13 protein-coding genes are annotated in these 16,376 nt (G+C 70.5%); 11 read left to right on the top strand and 2 right to left on the bottom strand.

Going from position 1 to position 16,376, the window contains the following annotated elements:
* Window positions 1–43: 43 nt before the first annotated feature.
* Both ACYVKX_RS11940 and ACYVKX_RS11945 read left to right on the top strand, forming a co-directional pair.
* Complete coding sequence (locus ACYVKX_RS11940) at window positions 44–1,597, top strand: hydantoinase/oxoprolinase N-terminal domain-containing protein (protein ID WP_460832415.1); 1,554 nt, start codon at window positions 44–46, stop codon at window positions 1,595–1,597.
* Window positions 1,594–2,700: a DUF917 domain-containing protein gene (locus ACYVKX_RS11945; RefSeq protein ID WP_460832417.1), complete on the top strand. Its 1,107-nt coding sequence runs from the start codon at window positions 1,594–1,596 to the stop codon at window positions 2,698–2,700. The genes ACYVKX_RS11940 and ACYVKX_RS11945 overlap by 4 nt, the downstream gene beginning before the upstream one ends.
* Here ACYVKX_RS11945 and ACYVKX_RS11950 read toward each other — a convergent pair.
* Both ACYVKX_RS11950 and ACYVKX_RS11955 read right to left on the bottom strand, forming a co-directional pair.
* Window positions 2,686–4,260, bottom strand: a complete 1,575-nt coding sequence (locus tag ACYVKX_RS11950; protein WP_460832420.1) for a helix-turn-helix domain-containing protein — start codon at window positions 4,258–4,260, stop codon at window positions 2,686–2,688. The two genes, ACYVKX_RS11945 and ACYVKX_RS11950, sit on opposite strands and share 15 nt — an antisense overlap.
* Window positions 4,257–5,333 (bottom strand): DUF917 domain-containing protein, encoded by a 1,077-nt coding sequence (locus ACYVKX_RS11955; protein WP_460832423.1) that lies wholly within the window; start codon window positions 5,331–5,333, stop codon window positions 4,257–4,259. Before ACYVKX_RS11955 ends, ACYVKX_RS11950 begins: the two co-directional genes overlap by 4 nt.
* A 177-nt stretch (window positions 5,334–5,510) precedes the next feature.
* Here ACYVKX_RS11955 and ACYVKX_RS11960 point away from each other — a divergent pair, with 177 nt between their 5' ends.
* The 9 genes from ACYVKX_RS11960 (at window position 5,511) to ACYVKX_RS12000 (ending at window position 16,375) form a co-directional block, all read left to right on the top strand.
* On the top strand, window positions 5,511–6,722 hold the full coding sequence (locus ACYVKX_RS11960; protein ID WP_460832427.1) for a sugar ABC transporter substrate-binding protein: 1,212 nt from the start codon (window positions 5,511–5,513) through the stop codon (window positions 6,720–6,722).
* Window positions 6,719–8,290, top strand: a complete 1,572-nt coding sequence (locus tag ACYVKX_RS11965; RefSeq protein ID WP_460832430.1) for a sugar ABC transporter ATP-binding protein — start codon at window positions 6,719–6,721, stop codon at window positions 8,288–8,290. The genes ACYVKX_RS11960 and ACYVKX_RS11965 overlap by 4 nt, the downstream gene beginning before the upstream one ends.
* Before the next feature lie 138 nt (window positions 8,291–8,428).
* Window positions 8,429–9,355, top strand: coding sequence for an ABC transporter permease (locus ACYVKX_RS11970; protein WP_460832433.1), 927 nt, complete (start codon window positions 8,429–8,431; stop codon window positions 9,353–9,355).
* Window positions 9,355–10,506: a dipeptidase gene (locus tag ACYVKX_RS11975; RefSeq protein ID WP_460832437.1), complete on the top strand. Its 1,152-nt coding sequence runs from the start codon at window positions 9,355–9,357 to the stop codon at window positions 10,504–10,506. Before ACYVKX_RS11970 ends, ACYVKX_RS11975 begins: the two co-directional genes overlap by 1 nt.
* Window positions 10,484–11,359: an IclR family transcriptional regulator gene (locus tag ACYVKX_RS11980; protein WP_460832440.1), complete on the top strand. Its 876-nt coding sequence runs from the start codon at window positions 10,484–10,486 to the stop codon at window positions 11,357–11,359. The genes ACYVKX_RS11975 and ACYVKX_RS11980 overlap by 23 nt, the downstream gene beginning before the upstream one ends.
* A gap of 157 nt (window positions 11,360–11,516) precedes the next feature.
* On the top strand, window positions 11,517–13,856 hold the full coding sequence (locus ACYVKX_RS11985) for a xanthine dehydrogenase family protein molybdopterin-binding subunit (protein WP_460832443.1): 2,340 nt from the start codon (window positions 11,517–11,519) through the stop codon (window positions 13,854–13,856).
* Entirely contained in the window at window positions 13,853–14,698 is an 846-nt protein-coding gene (locus ACYVKX_RS11990; RefSeq protein ID WP_460832447.1) for an FAD binding domain-containing protein, read from the top strand. The genes ACYVKX_RS11985 and ACYVKX_RS11990 overlap by 4 nt, the downstream gene beginning before the upstream one ends.
* Complete coding sequence (locus tag ACYVKX_RS11995) at window positions 14,695–15,207, top strand: (2Fe-2S)-binding protein (protein WP_460832449.1); 513 nt, start codon at window positions 14,695–14,697, stop codon at window positions 15,205–15,207. Before ACYVKX_RS11990 ends, ACYVKX_RS11995 begins: the two co-directional genes overlap by 4 nt.
* 115 nt (window positions 15,208–15,322) lie before the next feature.
* On the top strand, window positions 15,323–16,375 hold the full coding sequence (locus tag ACYVKX_RS12000; RefSeq protein ID WP_460832451.1) for a sugar ABC transporter substrate-binding protein: 1,053 nt from the start codon (window positions 15,323–15,325) through the stop codon (window positions 16,373–16,375).
* Window position 16,376: the final 1 nt, after the last annotated feature.

Consider the following 16,376-nt stretch of genomic DNA (forward strand, 5'->3'; position numbering starts at 1 on the left):
CGACGTTCGACTCGACACCCTCAGCTCGGAAAGGCAGTTGCACATGCGCATCGGGATCGATGTGGGAGGCACGAACACCGATGCCGTCCTGATGGATGGTCATCAGGTGATGGGTGCGGTGAAGTCGGCCACGCAGCCCGACGTCTCCTCGGGCATCAGGGCCACCCTCGAGAGCCTCGGGGAGCAGAGGCCGTTCGCGCCGAGCGACATCCGGGCCGTCATGATCGGTACCACCCACTTCATCAACGCGCTCGTCGAGGCTCGGCAGCTGGCGCCCACAGCCGTGCTGCGGCTGGGGCTGCCCGCGACGAGCTCGCTCCCGCCTCTCGTCGACTGGCCGGAGCGGCTGGTGCAGGCCATCAGCGGCCGGGCCTACCTGGCGCACGGTGGCCATGAGTTCGACGGCCGGCACATCGCGGAGATCGACGAGGGCGAGCTGCGCCGCCACGTCCAGGACATGGCCGCGCACGGCATCCGCTCGCTGGCGATCTCGTCGGTGTTCTCTCCCATCAACTCCGAGTTCGAGGTGCGGGCGGCCGAGATCGTCGCCGAAGAGGTCGGGGCGGGCATGGCGATCTCCATGTCCCACGAGATCGGCCGCGTCGGACTGCTCGAGCGCGAGAACGCCACGATCATCAACGCCGCCCTGCGTGAGCTGGCCCTGGGCATCGTGGACGGGCTCGCGAACACGCTGGCGGGCCTGGGCATCGAGTCGCCGCTCTACCTGAGCCAAAACGACGGCACGCTGATGGACATGGAGTTCGCCCGCCGCTACCCGGTCGCGACGTTCGCCTCCGGACCCACCAACTCCATGCGCGGCGCCGCCATCCTCTCGGGGCTCAAGGACTGCGCGGTGGTCGACGTCGGTGGTACGACGAGCGACGTCGGCGTCCTGACCAACGGCTTCCCCCGCGAGGCGACGACCGAGGTCACGGTGGCGGGCGTACGCACCAACTTCCGGATGCCCGACGTGTTGAGCATCGGCATCGGGGGCGGCAGCCTGGTCCGCGGCAACGAGGCCGGCGTGACCGTGGGCCCCGACTCCGTGGGCTACCGGCTGACGCAGGAAGCCCTGGTCTTCGGCGGCAGCACCCTGACGGCCACCGACATCGCCGTCGCGTCCGGACGCGCCGACATCGGCGACCGCTCGCTCGTGGCGCATCTCGACAAGTCGATGATCGAGGCGGCCCTGGCCCGGATCGGCACGGACGTCGCCGACGCGGTGGAGCGCATGCGCACCTCGGCGGACTCCCTGCCCGTGGTCGCCGTCGGTGGCGGCTCGATCCTGCTGCCCGACCGGCTCGAGGGCTGTGGCGACGTCCACCGCCCCGAGCACTTCTCCGTCGCCAACGCGATCGGAGCGGCCATCGCCCAGGTCGGGGGCATGGTCGACCGCATCTACTCCATCGCGCCCGGGCAGCGCGAGGCGATCTGCGACGAGGCCCGGCAGGAGGCGCAGGACCGCGCCGTCGCGGCCGGTGCCGACCCGGCGACGGTCTCGATCGCGGACTTCGACGAGGTGCCGATCCCGTACCTGCCCGGCAACGCCACCCGTATCCGCTGCAAGGCGGTCGGAGACCTCTGGATGGAGCGATGAGCATGCGTGTCACCCCCAAGGACCTGGTCCCCATGGCCCGCGGCGCGGCCGTGCTGGGCGGCGGCGGTGGCGGTGACCCCCACATCGGCCGGCTGCTCGCCGACAGCGCCATGCGCCAGTTCGGCGACGTCGAGATCGTGTCCCCCGACACGGTTCCCGCGGACGCGTGCGTGCTGCCGATCGCGATGATGGGGGCCCCGACGGTGATGGTGGAGAAGATCCCCTCGGCCGGCCAGATCTCCCTGGCACTGGAGACCCTCGCCCGCTACCTGGGCCGGACGCCGACCCATGTCGCCTGCATGGAGGCGGGAGGCGTGAACTCCATGGTGCCGTTCGTCGCCGCCGCCCGCCTGGGGCTTCCGCTGATCGACGGGGATGCCATGGGCCGCGCCTTCCCCGAGCTGCAGATGGTGCTGCCCACCATGTCCGGCGTCTCGGCGACCCCGATGTCGATCGTCGACGACAAGGGCAACAGGGGCGTCTTCGACACGATCGACAACAACTGGGCCGAGCGGCTGGCCAGGTCCGCGACGATCGACATGGGGTGCGCCCCGATCGTCTCCCTCTACGCGATGTCGGGCGCCGAGGTGCGCGACTGCTTCGTGCCCGGCACCCTCAGCCTCTGCCTCTCGATCGGGTCCGCCATCGAGAGCGCCCGGGCGAACAACCAGGACCCGGTGCAGGCGCTGGTCGGGGCCCTGGGCGGCAAGCTCGTCCACACCGGGAAGGTCGTCGACGTCACCCGTCGCACGGTCACCGGATTCGCTCGCGGTGAGGCCGTCGTGACCGGGCTGGACGACGCGGCCGGGAGCAAGATGGTCCTGAAGTTCCAGAACGAGCACCTCATCGCCGAGCTCGACGGGGAGGTGCTGGTGACGACGCCGGACCTGATCGTCGTGGTCGACGCCGAGACCGGGGAGCCGATCACGACCGAGACCCTGCGCTTCGGGCACCGGGTCGCGGTCGTCGCCGCCCCGATGGACGAGCGCTGGCACACGCCGGCCGGCATCGAGCTGGTGGGACCTCGCTACTTCGGCTACGAGCTCGACCCGATCCGCTTCGACGCCACCCCCTCGCAGAACGGGCGCCTAACCCACGTCTGAGGGTGGGATCCAGATCGTCCGGCAGGCCAGGTGGAGCGCCAGCCGCTCGGACGGGTCGGCGAGGTCGACAGCGAGCAACGACCGGATGCGGGCCAGCCGCTGGGACACCGTGTTGCGGTGGATCCCCAGGATCGCGGCGGTCTCCGACACCGACGACTCCTCGTCGAGGTACGTCGTGAGCGTGTGCAGCAGGTCACCGGGCTGGCCCTCCAGCGGAGCCAGGAGGGAGCGCGCGGCGGGCTGGAAGGTGTCGGTCCGGGTCCAGGCCAGCAGGGTCTGCCCGAGCCCGAGCCGGTCCACGTGCAGGAACCGGCCGCTGGCCACCCGGCCGGACGCCAGGCGCGCCGCCTCGCCGGCCTCGCCCAGGGTGCGGGCGACGCCGCGGGGGCCCGAGTGGCAGCGCCCGACGCCCACGGCGGTCGCCGCGGTCGTCGAGAGTCGACGCTGGGCCCGACGGATCTGACCGGCTCGGGCCTCGACGTCGGCACCCCGCGGTTCGTCCTCGGACGTGATCCAGGCCGACCAGCCGTCGCCCTGCTCCACGACGACGGCTTCGAGCCCTTCCTCGCGAAGGGCGCTGATCACCTCGGGGCGCTGGGCCACGGGATCGATATCGGGGCTGGTGTCGATGCGTACACCGAGATGCCAGCCGTCGAGTCGCCACCCGGCCTCCAGCGCCCGACGACGGGTGGTGGGTGCCAGGTCGTCGGGGGCGTTCAACAGCTCGCCCAGAAGGGACGCGCGTGCCCGCGCATCCCGCTCGACGGCCAGTCGCCGCAGGCTGGCGCGCTGTCCGATCACGGCCGCGGCGACCGAGAGGGCGGCGCTGGATGCAGCGCTCTCGGCGGGCAGGTCGTGGGGGAGCCGGCTGACCAGCCACATGGTGGCGTCACGTGCCGTCGTCGGCGGGACCGGGTGAGCGATCACGAGCGCCGACCCGGACAGCTCGACTCGCTGCGTGGCGCGGGAGCGAGCCGCCACGGCGGTGAGCGCCTGGGCCACGGTCTCGCGGTCCCCCTCCAGCACGACATCGGTGCCCAGGAGCGTGTCGCCGCCGGTGGCCACCAGGGCCAGGGGACGACGCAGGACCGAGGCGACGGCCTTCATCACGTCCTCGACTCCCTCGCCGGACCGGACGGCCATGGACGTCACCCGCAGGACGGTGTCGGCCACGTGCAGCTCCGCCTCCGAGACGAACCTCCGCGCGGCCAGAGCGCCGGCCAGGGGGTCGTCCGCGCCGAGGACGGTCAGCCCCACGCGCGCGGCCAGAGCCGACGACGGCTGTGAGAGCGGGGACGAGTCGCCGATCAGGAGGGCCGAGGCGCCACCGGCGGCGGCGGTCTGGATCAGTACGTCGATGTGCCAGTCGTTGCGCGACGGCGGTTGCAGCACGGTCAGCAGGTGCCCCCCGAGGTCGGTCGCCCGACCGCGGATGTCGGGAACCAGCGAGACCCCGCCGACCATGAGGGTCGGTGCGGGGGGCGACGCCAGAACGCTCACCTGGTGCCAATCGGGGTGACCGAGCAGGGCGACCAGCGGCACGGGCGTGTCGGCGATCACGGCCGTCCAGCCAGCAGCAGGGGCGGGCAGTCGATGGCGAACGCGGAGGGTGACACCCGGTCGAGGTGCTCCGGAGCGAGCCACCACGCGGGAGCCGGCAGCACCAGCACGAAGACCTCGTCGCCGCGGCGCAGGGCGTCGACCGCCAGCGGCCGGTTCGTACGACGGTCGAGCAGGCAGATGAGGTCGGGGACCGTGGCGCGGGGCTGGCCGTCGACGAGCACCATCAGGAACTCGTTCTCCGTCTCGATCCGGAGCACGGGGCCGTGGCGGTCGAGGACCGTCACCGACGACTCGGTGTGCAGCCCGCCGTCCGAGCTGTGCCGCAGCACGTCGAGGACGCGGCCCTCGCCCAGGATCTCACCCCCCAGCACCTCCGCGACCTCCTCGGCCTCCGCCATCATGCGCAGCGAGCCGTGGGCGCGCCCGAGCGCGAGCGCCCGGCCCAGGGTCCCCACGCAGGCGGTCTCCTGCAGCAACCCGGCGGGACCCGGGGCGAGCGCCAGGGCTGCCCAACCGCCGGTCCCCGCGAGCGCCGCCCGGATCGTTCGCTCCACGTCGGTGGGGGAGGCGTGGTCGATGAGCAGCGTGTGCCCGCCCGGGAACGCCAGCGCGCACGGGGTCAACGGCAGCTGTGCCGCCACCCAGGTCATCTGGTCCAGCCTGGGCAGCGCGCGACCGGCCAGGTCGGCGTCGACGTACGGCAGCCCGAGGTGAAGGGCGGCGACGAGCGCGGTGATGCCGTTCAGGCCGGCGGTCTCGATCGCCATGACCGCGTCGGGCAACGCGCCGGTCCACCGGCCGGCGGCGGCGACGGCCGTGCCGAACTCGCCGCCGTGCGGGAGCTTCTCCGTGAACACGCTGGTGGCACCCACCATCCCCACCGGGACGACGCTCGCGCCCCCCAGCTCGGCGGGAGCGTGCAGCACGAGCTCGCCGTCCCCGAGCTGCGAGCGCAGCACGGATGAGAAGGGGTGCGGGTCGCCGGCTCCGCCCGAGCCCAGCAGGCACAGCCCCACCGCCAGCGCCTCGAGGTCGGCCGCGCGCAGGGTCCGGGGAACCGGGGGGCTCATGCCAGAATCCTCTCACTCTCCCCCGATAGCTGTGCAGGTGGCATTGCTTTGGCGACGCCACCGAGCGATGTGCACATATGTCCGGCGATCCGCCGTTGGGACCATGAGGTAGTCGCAGCACCAGTCGGGTGCCGGCCCTCGGCAGTGCCGCGGGGATGACAGTGGAGGAACCGAATGATGAAGAAGCAGATCGTGTCTGCACTGGGCGCGCGGCCGCGTCGCCGGCTCGCGGTCGTTGCACTCCTGCTGCCCCTCGCCCTGGCCGCCTGTTCCAGCCCCGGCGACTCGTCGTCGACGTCGTCGAGTGGCGGGTCAGAGAAGGGCGAGGTCTCCCAGGCTGCGCGCGACACGGTCGAGCGGTTCAAGTCGGTCAGCGACTTCGTCTCGCCCGGACCCGCGGTGGACGTCGCCAGCCTGGCCGGCAAGAGCGTGTTCGTCATTCCGCTGCTCACGACCAACGACTACAACATCCAGATCAACGCAGCGATGGAGCGCGTGGCCGAGCTCGCGAACGTCGACTTCGAGGTCTACACGAACGAAGGACAGCCCAACCAGTGGGTCGCCGGCATGAACCAGGCGATCGCGAAGGGCGTCGACGTCATCATCCTCAGCGGCGGCACGGATCCCCGCGCGCTGGAGCCGCAGATCCAGGAGGCGCGTGACCAGGGCATCAAGGTCGTCGTGAGCATGTTCTGGGACACCTCCGCCCAGTTCGCCCCCGACTGCTCCGGCCTCAGCGTGGACTGCGTCGACGGGGTGGACGCCATCGTCGCCGCGCCGTACCAGACCGCCACCCGCCTGAACGCCGACTGGATCGCCGTCGACTCCGGCGGTGCCGCGGAGATCCTCGTGGTGACCTCCAACGACGCCGGCCCCAGCCCGGGCCAGGAAGCCGCGTTCAAGGACGAGATCGCGACCGCCTGCCCCGCCTGTGAGGCCACGTTCGCCAACGTGCCGATCAGCAAGTGGACGACCTCGGTGCAGTCGACCGTGCAGTCCGAGCTGGTGCGCAACCCCGAGATCAAGTACGTCGTGCCGCTCTACGACAACATGGCGAGCTACGCCGTCGCCGGTATCACCGCGGCCGGCAAGCAGGGCCAGGTCGAGGTCGTCACCTTCAACGGCACCCCCGCCGTGCTCAAGATGATCCAGGACGGCGACATCGTGACGATGGACGTGGGTGAGTCTCTCGAGGGCGCCGGTTTCGCGGCCATGGACAACGCGTTCCGCCTGATGGCCGGGATGGAGCCCTCGCGGGTCATGGACATCGTGCCGGTCCGCATCTTCGACAGCTCGAACGTCGACGAGGCGGGCACCCCGCCCGAGGTCAACAAGGGCTATGGGGACGACCTGGAGGCCCAGTACCTCGAGGTCTGGGGCCTCGGATGACCGATCCGGTCCAGCCTGTCCTCCGGATGACCGGCGTCGGGAAGACGTTCGGACTCACCCGGGTCCTCAGGGATGTGGACCTCACCGTTCGCCGCGGTGAGGTCCACGGGCTGCTCGGTCAGAACGGGTCGGGCAAGTCGACCCTGATCAAGATCCTCGCCGGGTTCCACACCCCCGACGAGGGGACGGTCGAGCTCGACGGAACGCCCGTCGAGCTGCCCCTCTCCGCCACCGACCGGCGCGACCACCGGCTCCGGTTCGTCCACCAGGACCTCGCGCTGCTCCCGTCGTTGACGGTGCTCGAGAACCTGATGGCCGACGAGGTGGCCACGGGCTCCGGCATCCGTCCCCGGCGCAAGCGCGCCGAGCTGGCTCGCGCCATGACGCTGTTCGAGCGGTTCGGCATCTCGCTGCGAGCGGACACGTTCGTGCGGGACATCTCGCGCCTGGAGCGTGCCAAGCTGGCCATCGCCCGCGCCGTGAGCCACCTCGACGCCGAGGACAGCGGCGTGCGGGGACTGCTGGTGCTCGACGAGCCGACGGCCTTCCTCCCGCAGGGCGAGGTCGCCGAGCTCATCGCGCTGATGCGCACGGTGGCCGCGCAGGGTGCGGGCGTGCTCTTCGTGTCGCACGACCTCGACGAGGTCCTGACGGTTACGGACCGGGTGAGCGTCCTGCGCGACGGCGAGCTGGCCGGCAGCGAGGACACCGCGTCGCTGGCTCGCGAGGACCTCGTCCGGATGATCGTGGGCCGGCCGGTCTCGACGCTGAGCGCCGGCTCCGCCCCCGTGCCCGCGGCGGGGGAGCGGCCGCGACTCCAGGTGACCGGCCTGCGCGGCCGGGCGGTGGAGCACCTGGACCTGAGCGTGCAGCCGGGTGAGGTCGTCGGCCTCACCGGCGTGATCGGCTCCGGGTTCGACGAGGTGACCCAGCTGCTCTTCGGGGCGCTGCGGGCGACGAGCGGCTCTGTCTCGGTCGACGATCTCGAGCTCGAGGCGCGCCGTCTCTCGCCCTCAACGGCGATCAAGGCCGGCATCGCCTACCTCCCCAGCGACCGTGCGATCGAGGGCAGTGCTCCCGCCCTGACCGTCGGCGAGAACGTCGCGCTGCTCTCGCTGCGGCAGGGTGGCGGGCCCTTCGCCCTGACCGGCAGGAAGCTCGAGCGGCACGCCGGCCAGCTGCTCCGCGACATCGACGTACGTCCCCCCCAGCCGGCGCTGGCCTACGCCTCCCTCAGCGGCGGGAACCAGCAGAAGGCGATGTTGGCCAAGTGGCTCGTGACCGGGCCCAGGGTGCTGCTGCTCAGCGAGCCCACCCAGGGTGTCGACGTCGGGGCGCGCGAGCAGATCTTCAACCTCATCGCCGAGGCGGCCCGGCAGGGCTGCGCGGTCGTGTGCTCGAGCTCCGACCTCGACCAGCTGGCCCAGCTCTGCAACCGTGTGCTGCTGATGCGGCGCGGTGTCGTCTCCGACGAGGTGCACGGCCAGGCTGTCACCAAGGTCGGCCTCACCGACATGCTGTTCGCCGACGCCGTCACCAGGTCGCCCCACGTGGCCCCCGGCGCCTGAATCAATCCGCAATCGCTGCCCGTGAAGAGAGTCGATATGTCAGTGCGAACAACTGCCGGAGAAGGTACGGGAGCCGCCGCGCCGACCCGGCCTCGCCCTCGTCGCTGGACCTCGCGCATCGAGGCCGGAGCCCTGCCCGTGGCCTGGCTCGCCGTCTTCGTGGTGTTCACCGTGCTGCTGCCGGACACCTTCCTGAGCACCGCCAGTATCTCCAACATCCTGGGATCGCAGGCGGTCCCCCTCGTGCTGACACTGAGCCTGGTGCTGCCGCTGGTGTGCGGTGACTACGACATGTCGGTCGCGTCGGTCGCCACCCTCACGGCCATGGTGATCGGGATCCTGAACGTCAACCACGGATGGTCGATCGGTGCCGCCATCGTGGCCGGCCTGGTGGTGGCCCTGCTGGCGGGGTTGGTGAACGGTGCCGTGATCGTGTTCTTCGGGGTCGACTCACTGATCGTCACGCTGGGCACGGGTACCGTGATCCAGGGCCTCGTCCTCTGGATCAGCAACTCCACCACGATCAGCGGCATCTCGACCTCGCTCGTCGACCTCGTCATCGGCTACAAGCTCTTCAGCGTGCCGGCGGCGTTCTACTACGGGCTCGTGCTCTGTTTCGTGCTCTGGTACCTGCTTCAGCACACCGCGCTCGGCATGCGGATGCTCTTCGTCGGCCGCGGACGCGACGTCGCCCGGCTGAGCGGCATCAAGGTCGGGCGCGTCCGTATGGGCGCTCTGGTGGGCTCTGCCGGCCTGGCCGGAGTGGCCGGCACGCTGTACGCCGGCACCACCGGCTCGGCGGACCCGAGCTCGGGCACCTCGTTCCTGCTGCCCGCGTTCGCCGCGGTATTCCTCGGCGCGACCACCGTGATCCCGGGCCGCTTCAACGCCTGGGGCTCGTTCATCGCCGTCTACTTCCTCGCCACCGGCATCACCGGGCTCCAGCTTCTCGGTGCGGAGAGCTTCGTGCAGCAGCTGTTCTACGGTGGGGCGCTGGTCATCGCAGTCTCCCTGGCCCAGCTGGCCCGGCGACGCGAGGCGCGCAGCGGGGGCACCGCCTCCTGATGGGGGCTCCGACGCTGCCGGTGGCGGACTGCCACAACGACCTCCTGCTCGGTGTCCTGCACCAGCGCGAGCGCGGCCTGTCCGATCCGTTCGGGGACTTCTGGCTGCCGCAGCTGCGGGCCGGCGGCGTGGTCCTCCAGGTGCTTCCGGTCTTCACCGAGGAGCAGCACGTGGGGGAGGGGGCGCTGCGCCGGAGCCTGCAGGTGCTCGAGGAGGCCCGCCGGCTCGCCGACGTACACGCGGCCGACGTGGTGATCTGCGAGCGCGGCGACCAGATCCGTCCCGCGATCCAGGGCGGCCGCATCGCGCTCGTCCTCGCCCTGGAGGGATGCGAGCCGATCGGCCACTCCCTCGAGCTGCTGGACACCTTCCACCGCCTCGGGGTACGCATCGCGTCGATGACCTGGAACCGCCGCACGATGATGGCCGACGGAGTCGGTGAGCAGGATGCCGGCGGCCGCCTGACGTCGCTGGGGCTCGAGGCGGTGGCGGAGATGGAGCGCCTCGGCATGCTGGTCGACGTCAGCCACCTCTCGGAGACGGGCTTCTGGCACTTGGCGTCGGTCGCCACGAAGGCCTTCGTCGCCAGCCACTCCTCCTGCCAGGCCCTCCAGGCTCACCCGCGCAACCTGACCGACGAGCAGATCCGCGCGGTGGCCGACAGCGGCGGCTTCGTGGCCATCAACGGCTTCGGGCCGTTCCTGTCCGACGCAGCCACGGTCGACTCGTACCTGGCCCACGTCGGGCACGCGGTCTCGCTGGTGGGTCCTGAGCGAGTCGCGCTCGGCCTGGACTTCATGCGCGATCTGGTCGACGCGGTCGACCCGGTGCTCGGGGGCGCGCTGGTCGACCCGGACGCGCTGCCCTGGGTCGAGGGCCTCGAGCGGCCCGCGGATCTGGCCGCCCTCGCGGCGAGGCTCGAGGAGGTGCTGGGACCGCAGGCGGGCCGCCGGGTATGCGCCGACACGGTCATCGACACCCTGGTGCAGCACCTGGACGCCGCGCCCGAAGTCAGTCGCGGGCAAGAACACGTCGAGCACCTACATGACGGGCTGGAATCGAGCTCGGCGCTGTGGCGGGGAATGAGGGGGTCGGCGAGGTTGGCGACCGAGCAGCCCGAGTGCGTCGATGATCGCACCGGTGCCGATTGACATCGTTAGCCTATTCTGTGACATCGCGCATATCACTGACCCTGATCTGGTCACGAGCGCTCTACGCGACGGGGACATAGTGACTGAGTCTGCAGGCAGTGCGGAGCCCAAGCATCCGATCGGGTCGGTCGACAACGCAATCAGGCTTCTACTGCTGCTGCGAGACCGGCCTGCCATACGCGTGTCGGAGGCGAGCGAGGAACTGGGAGTGGCGCAGTCCACGGCGCACAGGCTCCTTGCCATGTTCGAGCACTACGGTCTGGTCCAGAAGAACCTCCAGGCCAAGAGCTACTCCCCCGGTCCGACGTTGCTGACGCTGGGGCTGTCGGTGGTGCGCCACGATCTACGTGCGCAGTTGAGCCCGATCATCCGCTCTCTGGTGGCGCTGGCTGACGAGACCTGCAGCCTGCTGGCCCTCGAGGGTGTCGACACGATCTTCCTGGACGCCGTCGAGTGCGATCGGCCGGTGCGCACGACGTCGCGCGTCGGGCTGGTCCGCCCAGCGAACTGCACATCCGGCGGGAAGGCGCTGCTCGCTGAGCTCTCGAACGAGGAAGTCATGCGTCGCTACCCGCACGAGCAGATCCCCGGAGTGACGGAGTTCTCCCTACGATCACGCACGGCGCTCTTGGTCGATCTGGAACGCATCCGCGAACAGGGATACGCGGTGGGCAACCGGGAGAACGAGCCGGACATCTGGGCGATCGCGCGTGTGGTGCACGCACCGGACGGGTCCGGTGTCTGCGCCTTGTCGCTGTCCTGCCCGATCCAGCGCTACACGCCGGAGAAGGAGGCCGAGCTAGCAGCACTGCTGGCGGGGGCGGTCGCGCGTGCCGAGGCGTTGAGCAGGTGATTCCACCCTGAAGAATGCTTATTCTTGACAATGACGTGACGCCCGTTACTCTAGTCACAGAATGTTGCTTCTGCAGGATGGAAGGCGGGTAGTGAGTTCGATGTCACCTGGAACCGATCACCACCAGGGTGAGGCCACGGGGCTGGCTGGCACCTCTGTGCGCCGGCACGACGGTGACGCCTACGTCACCGGCCGGGTTCGCTACACGGACGATCTGGACCTTCCCGGCGGCGCGCACGTGGTCCTGGTGCGCAGCGAGCTTCCGCACGCTCGGATCGTCGTCGACACGACGGTCGCGGCCTCGCGTCCCGGGGTGCTCGCCGTCGTCACCGGACGCTCCCTCGCCGAAGACTTCGGGCCGATCCCGAACGCGATGGATCCGGCGCCCACCGGCGGCCAGAGCCTGGAGATCCGCATGCTGCCGGTCGACAAGGTCGTCTACGTCGGTCAGCCGGTCGCGGCTGTCGTGGCCGAGTCGCTGGCGCAGGCACTCGTCGCCGCGGCTGACGTCGAGGTCCACTACGAGCCGCTGCCACACGTGCTCGACCCCGAAGAGGCGCTCGGCGCCGACGCCCCCCTGCTCTACGAGAGCTGGGGCTCGAACGTGATGCTGTCGGGCACCGCCGGAAGTGGCGACGTGGAAGCGGCTGCGGCTCGCTCGGCTGGGATGATCCACGGCCACCTGAGGACGGGCCGCGGTGCGCCCGCCCCCATGGAACCGCGTGCCTACCGCGCCGACTGGGACGCGGGAACCCGACGGCTCACCTGGTACGGCACCACTCAGGCACCCCACCCGCTGCGCCACACGATCGCTGGGTTCCTCGGCCTGCGTGAGCGTGACGTGCGCGTGGTGGCGCCGCCGGTAGGCGGATCCTTCGGGTTCAAGAACTTCGGCCACCCCGAGGAGTACCTCGTGTGCGTGCTCGCCCGTCAGCTGGCGCGTCCGGTTCAGTGGACCGAGGATCGAGCGAGTACGCTGCGGTACGGCGCCCGGGACTCGCGGATCGAGTACACCGCGTCGTACGACGACGACGGCCGGGTCACGGCGGTGGCGTGCGACATGGTCGCCAACCACGGCGCCGCCTCCGCCACCGGTGCCTTCGGCATGGCTTTCGCGGGAGCGCTGGCGATGCCGAGCGGCTACCGGGTTCCGGCCTTCCGCTGCGACTACAAGGTCGTGGTGACCAATAAGGGCCCCTGGAGCCCCTTCCGCCCGTTCGGCAAGGAGGCCGGTGTCCTGTTGATGGAGACCGTCATGGATGCCGTCGCCCGGCGCACCGGTCTCGACCCCCTCGAGGTCCGACGCCGCAACTGGGTCAAGTCCGACGAGTTCCCCTACGTCACCACCACCGGGCTGGAGCTCGACAGCGGCGACTACGACGGGTTGCTCGACAAGGCGCTCGATGTCTTGGACTACGCGGAGTTCCGCGAGGACCAGGCCCGCGCACGGGAGCAGGGCCGCTACCTGGGCCTGGGGGTGGGCTTCGAGGTCCTGCCCGAGGGAGCCGACATTCCGGGAGCCCTGATCGGCGCCTCGGACATCTCCACCGTCCGGATGGACCCGTCCGGCGACGTCACCGTCCTCACCGGCGTGACCAGCCCGGGCAACGGAAACGACACCGCGATCATGCAGATCGTCGCGGATCGGCTGGGGGTCGCGCTGGACTCCGTCTCGATCGTGCAGGGCGACACAGACATCTGCCCGTTCGGCTTCGGCAACGTCAGCAGCCGAGGCATCCTCACGGGTGGGGGCTCGGCCGCCCTCGCCGCCGATGAGGTCGCCTCGAAGCTGCGTCAGGTGGGCGCGTCGATGCTCCATGTCGACGACGCGCAGCGAATCGTCCTGCGCGGTGGAATCGCCTCGGTCGACGGTGATCCCGAGACGGCGCTGCCCATCGCCGCCATCGCCCATGCGCTCTACACCGTCGGTCACATCGTGGCCCCTGGCATCGAGCCGACCCTCGAGTCGACCAGGACCTTCCAGATGCGCAACATCCGGCACCTGGCCGACGAGGAGGGGAGGATCATGCCCTTCTCGACCTTCTCCAACGGCATCTACCTGTCGGTTGTCGAGGTCGATGTCGACACCGGCGTCGTCGACATCCTGCGGCACGTGATGGTCCACGACTGCGGCGTGATGATCAACCCGCGTTTCGTGACCGGCCAATTCACCGGCGGGGTGGTCAACGGTATCGGCGCTGCGCTGACCGAGGAGGTCCTGCACGACGGCGACGCGCGACAGACGAGCGACGGGTTCAAGTCGTACCTGCTTCCGCGGGCCACGGACGTTCCGACGTTCGAGATCCAGCACCAGGTGACGCCCAGCCCGTTCACCCCGCTCGGCACCAAGGGCGCGGGGGAGGGCGGCGTGGCGTGCACGATGGCGTCGGTTCTCAACGCCGTGAACGACGCCCTGGACCCGCTGGGAGCCAGCATCGACGAGCTGCCGGCGGTGCCCCACCGCGTCCTCGCGGCGATCGGAGGTGGGCAGCGATGATCAGCCATCCGTTCGTCTATCGCGCGCCGACGAGCGTCGCGGAGGCTGTCGAGATTCTGGCCGAGGCGCCCACGACCTCCCGGGTGATCGGCGGTGGGACCTGGGTCGTGCCGGAATGCAACCGGGGCGAGTCCCGACCCGAGGTCCTTGTCGACCTTCGCCATACGGGACTTCATCGGATCGAAGTCGTCGGCGACGTGGTGCACGTCGGGGCCACCGCCACGTACTCCGCGCTGATGTCGTCGCCGGACGTGGCCCGCCACCTCCCGCTGCTCGCCGCCATGGCGAACGGCATCACCGGGGGTCGGCAGATCCAGTCACAGGGGACCGTCGGCGGCTCCGTCGTGGCGGCGCGACCGTCCTCGGACGCGCCAGCGGCCGTCGCCGCCCTAGACGCCACTTTCGTCATCGCGGGCCCGGACGGCGAGCGCAGGGTCAGCGGGGCTGGGAGGTTCCAGGACGCGTCGGTCTCGTGCCTGCGTGAGGGCGAGATCCTCACCCGGCTCGAGTTCCCGGTACTGCCCGCCGCCCGGTGGGGCTACTACAAGTTGAAGAGGTCCGCGAGCAGCTGGCCCATCGCCACCGCCGCCTGCGTGCTGGGGGAGACCCCTCGCCTCGTCCTCGGTGCTGTCAGCCCGACTCCTGTGCACGTCGACCTGGGGTCAGTGCTGAGTGGCGGGCCGCCGACCCCGGAGACGATCGAGCTGGCCGTCCGACTCGCCGCCGACTCGGTCGCCACACCATGGGCCGACGAGCTCGCCCCTGCCACCTACCGCGCGGCCGTCGCCGGCCCCGTTGCCCGTCGCGCCATCGAGATGGCCGCGCACCAGGAGAGCCGATGAGCACCGACAAGCAGCCCGAGAGCACCAGCACTCGGCTTTCGCTGAACCTGGACGGCGCCGAGCGAACCGCCGACGTCGACCCGCGATCACTGCTGGTCGAGGCGCTCCGCGACGACTTCGGGGTCACCGCCCCGAAGGTCGGGTGCGCCACCGGCGACTGCGGCGCGTGCACCAGCCGCGTCGACGGCCAGATCACCAAGACCTGCCTACGGCTGGCCGTTTCGGCCGAGGGCAGCCAGATCGTCACCACGCACGGCCTGGCCCAGGACGGTGAGCTCGACGTCGTCCAGCAGGCGTTCTGGGACGAGCAGGCCTTCCAGTGCGGGTTCTGTCTCTCGGGAATGATCTTCGCGGCCTCCGAGCTGCTCGCGGAGAATCCCCACCCCAGCGACGAGGACATTCGCTGGGCGATCAGCGGCAACCTCTGCCGCTGCACGGGCTACGAGGCCATCGTCGCCGCCGTACGCACCGCCGCAGCCCGACAACGGGAGATCCCCGAGCGCGGCTGACGCAGCACCAGCTCTGACAACGAACACGCCGGACTCGGTTCCGGCGAGCTCCTGCCTGCCCAGAACTCGGGGTCACGGGGCAACGACCCGACCCATCGACACCACAAGGATGAACATGAACAAGCGCTTCCTGCTCGCGACCATGGCCCTCACCAGCGCGCTGGCCCTCACAGCCTGCGGCAGCGACTCCGACGCCGAATCCGGGGCAGGCTCCGGGTCCGCCGAACCGAAGCCCGTCGCGTACGACGGCCCCGCCAAGGACCTGCCCGAGAACTTTCCCGTCCCGGAGGCGACAGGAGAGCAGCTCACCATCGGCTACCTGCAGATCTACGGCGCCCTGCCGACGCTCGCCGTGCAGCAGCGCGGCGCCGAGGCCCGGGCCGAGGAGCTCGGTGTCGAGCTGATCGTCAAGGACGCCGAGCTGAACCCGCAGAAGCAGGTCACGCAGTTCGACGAACTGCTCGCCGAGGGCGTCGACGCCATCGTCGTGTACCCCGTCGTTCCCGAGTCGCTCGGGCCCGCCCTGGCCGAGGCCGAGGCAGCCGGCATCCCCGTCATCGCCACCAACGCACGCCCCGACGTGAGCAAGCCGCTCGGGGAGGGCTACGACGCCGACCTGGAGGCGCCGATCGACCGTCAGGCCTACGCGATGGCCGAGTACGGCGCGAAGGAGCAGCCGGGCGGCTCGTTCGGCATCATCGGCAACGCCGCCCCGATCGCTGCCCTGAAGTACATGGCAGAGCGGGAGCAGTACTGGGGCGAGCGGTTCGGTCTGGAGTTCGTCGGCCTGGTCGACTCGAAGGAGGACACCGCGGCCGGCTACGGCCCCGCGGTGAGCGAGCTGATCGCCAAGAACCCCGACATCGACCAGATCTGGGTCTACAACGACCTGGTCGCACTCACCGCAGCCACCGTCGTGAAGTCCTCGGGCCTCGACGACGTGCTGATCATCGCGAACTCGGGCACCGGCGAAGCGGTCATGGAAGCCATCAAGGCCGGCGACATCGCGATGTCCTACCAGGTGCCGTGGGCCGCTCAGGGTGAGGCGCTGATCAACGCCGCGTACAGCTCGGTGACCGATCAGAACCTGCCGTTGCCCGAGACGGTCTCGCTGCTGGGGACCGCGATCACCGCTGACAACGTCGACGACGCCACTCCCACCGAGTGAC

It is taken from the genome of Nocardioides hungaricus, from assembly GCF_054782915.1.

Excerpts from the sequence above, each read along its gene's own strand:
- ACYVKX_RS11940 (WP_460832415.1), top strand. The coding sequence starts at position 44 with ATGCGCATCGGGATCGATGTGGGAGGCACGAACACCGATGCCGTCCTG.
- ACYVKX_RS11945 (WP_460832417.1), top strand. The coding sequence starts at position 1,594 with ATGAGCATGCGTGTCACCCCCAAGGACCTGGTCCCCATGGCCCGCGGC.
- ACYVKX_RS11955 (WP_460832423.1), bottom strand. The coding sequence starts at position 5,333 with ATGAGCCCCCCGGTTCCCCGGACCCTGCGCGCGGCCGACCTCGAGGCG.
- ACYVKX_RS11960 (WP_460832427.1), top strand. The coding sequence starts at position 5,511 with ATGAAGAAGCAGATCGTGTCTGCACTGGGCGCGCGGCCGCGTCGCCGG.
- ACYVKX_RS11965 (WP_460832430.1), top strand. The coding sequence starts at position 6,719 with ATGACCGATCCGGTCCAGCCTGTCCTCCGGATGACCGGCGTCGGGAAG.
- ACYVKX_RS11975 (WP_460832437.1), top strand. The coding sequence starts at position 9,355 with ATGGGGGCTCCGACGCTGCCGGTGGCGGACTGCCACAACGACCTCCTG.
- ACYVKX_RS11980 (WP_460832440.1), top strand. The coding sequence starts at position 10,484 with ATGATCGCACCGGTGCCGATTGACATCGTTAGCCTATTCTGTGACATC.
- ACYVKX_RS11990 (WP_460832447.1), top strand. The coding sequence starts at position 13,853 with ATGATCAGCCATCCGTTCGTCTATCGCGCGCCGACGAGCGTCGCGGAG.
- ACYVKX_RS11995 (WP_460832449.1), top strand. The coding sequence starts at position 14,695 with ATGAGCACCGACAAGCAGCCCGAGAGCACCAGCACTCGGCTTTCGCTG.
- ACYVKX_RS12000 (WP_460832451.1), top strand. The coding sequence starts at position 15,323 with ATGAACAAGCGCTTCCTGCTCGCGACCATGGCCCTCACCAGCGCGCTG.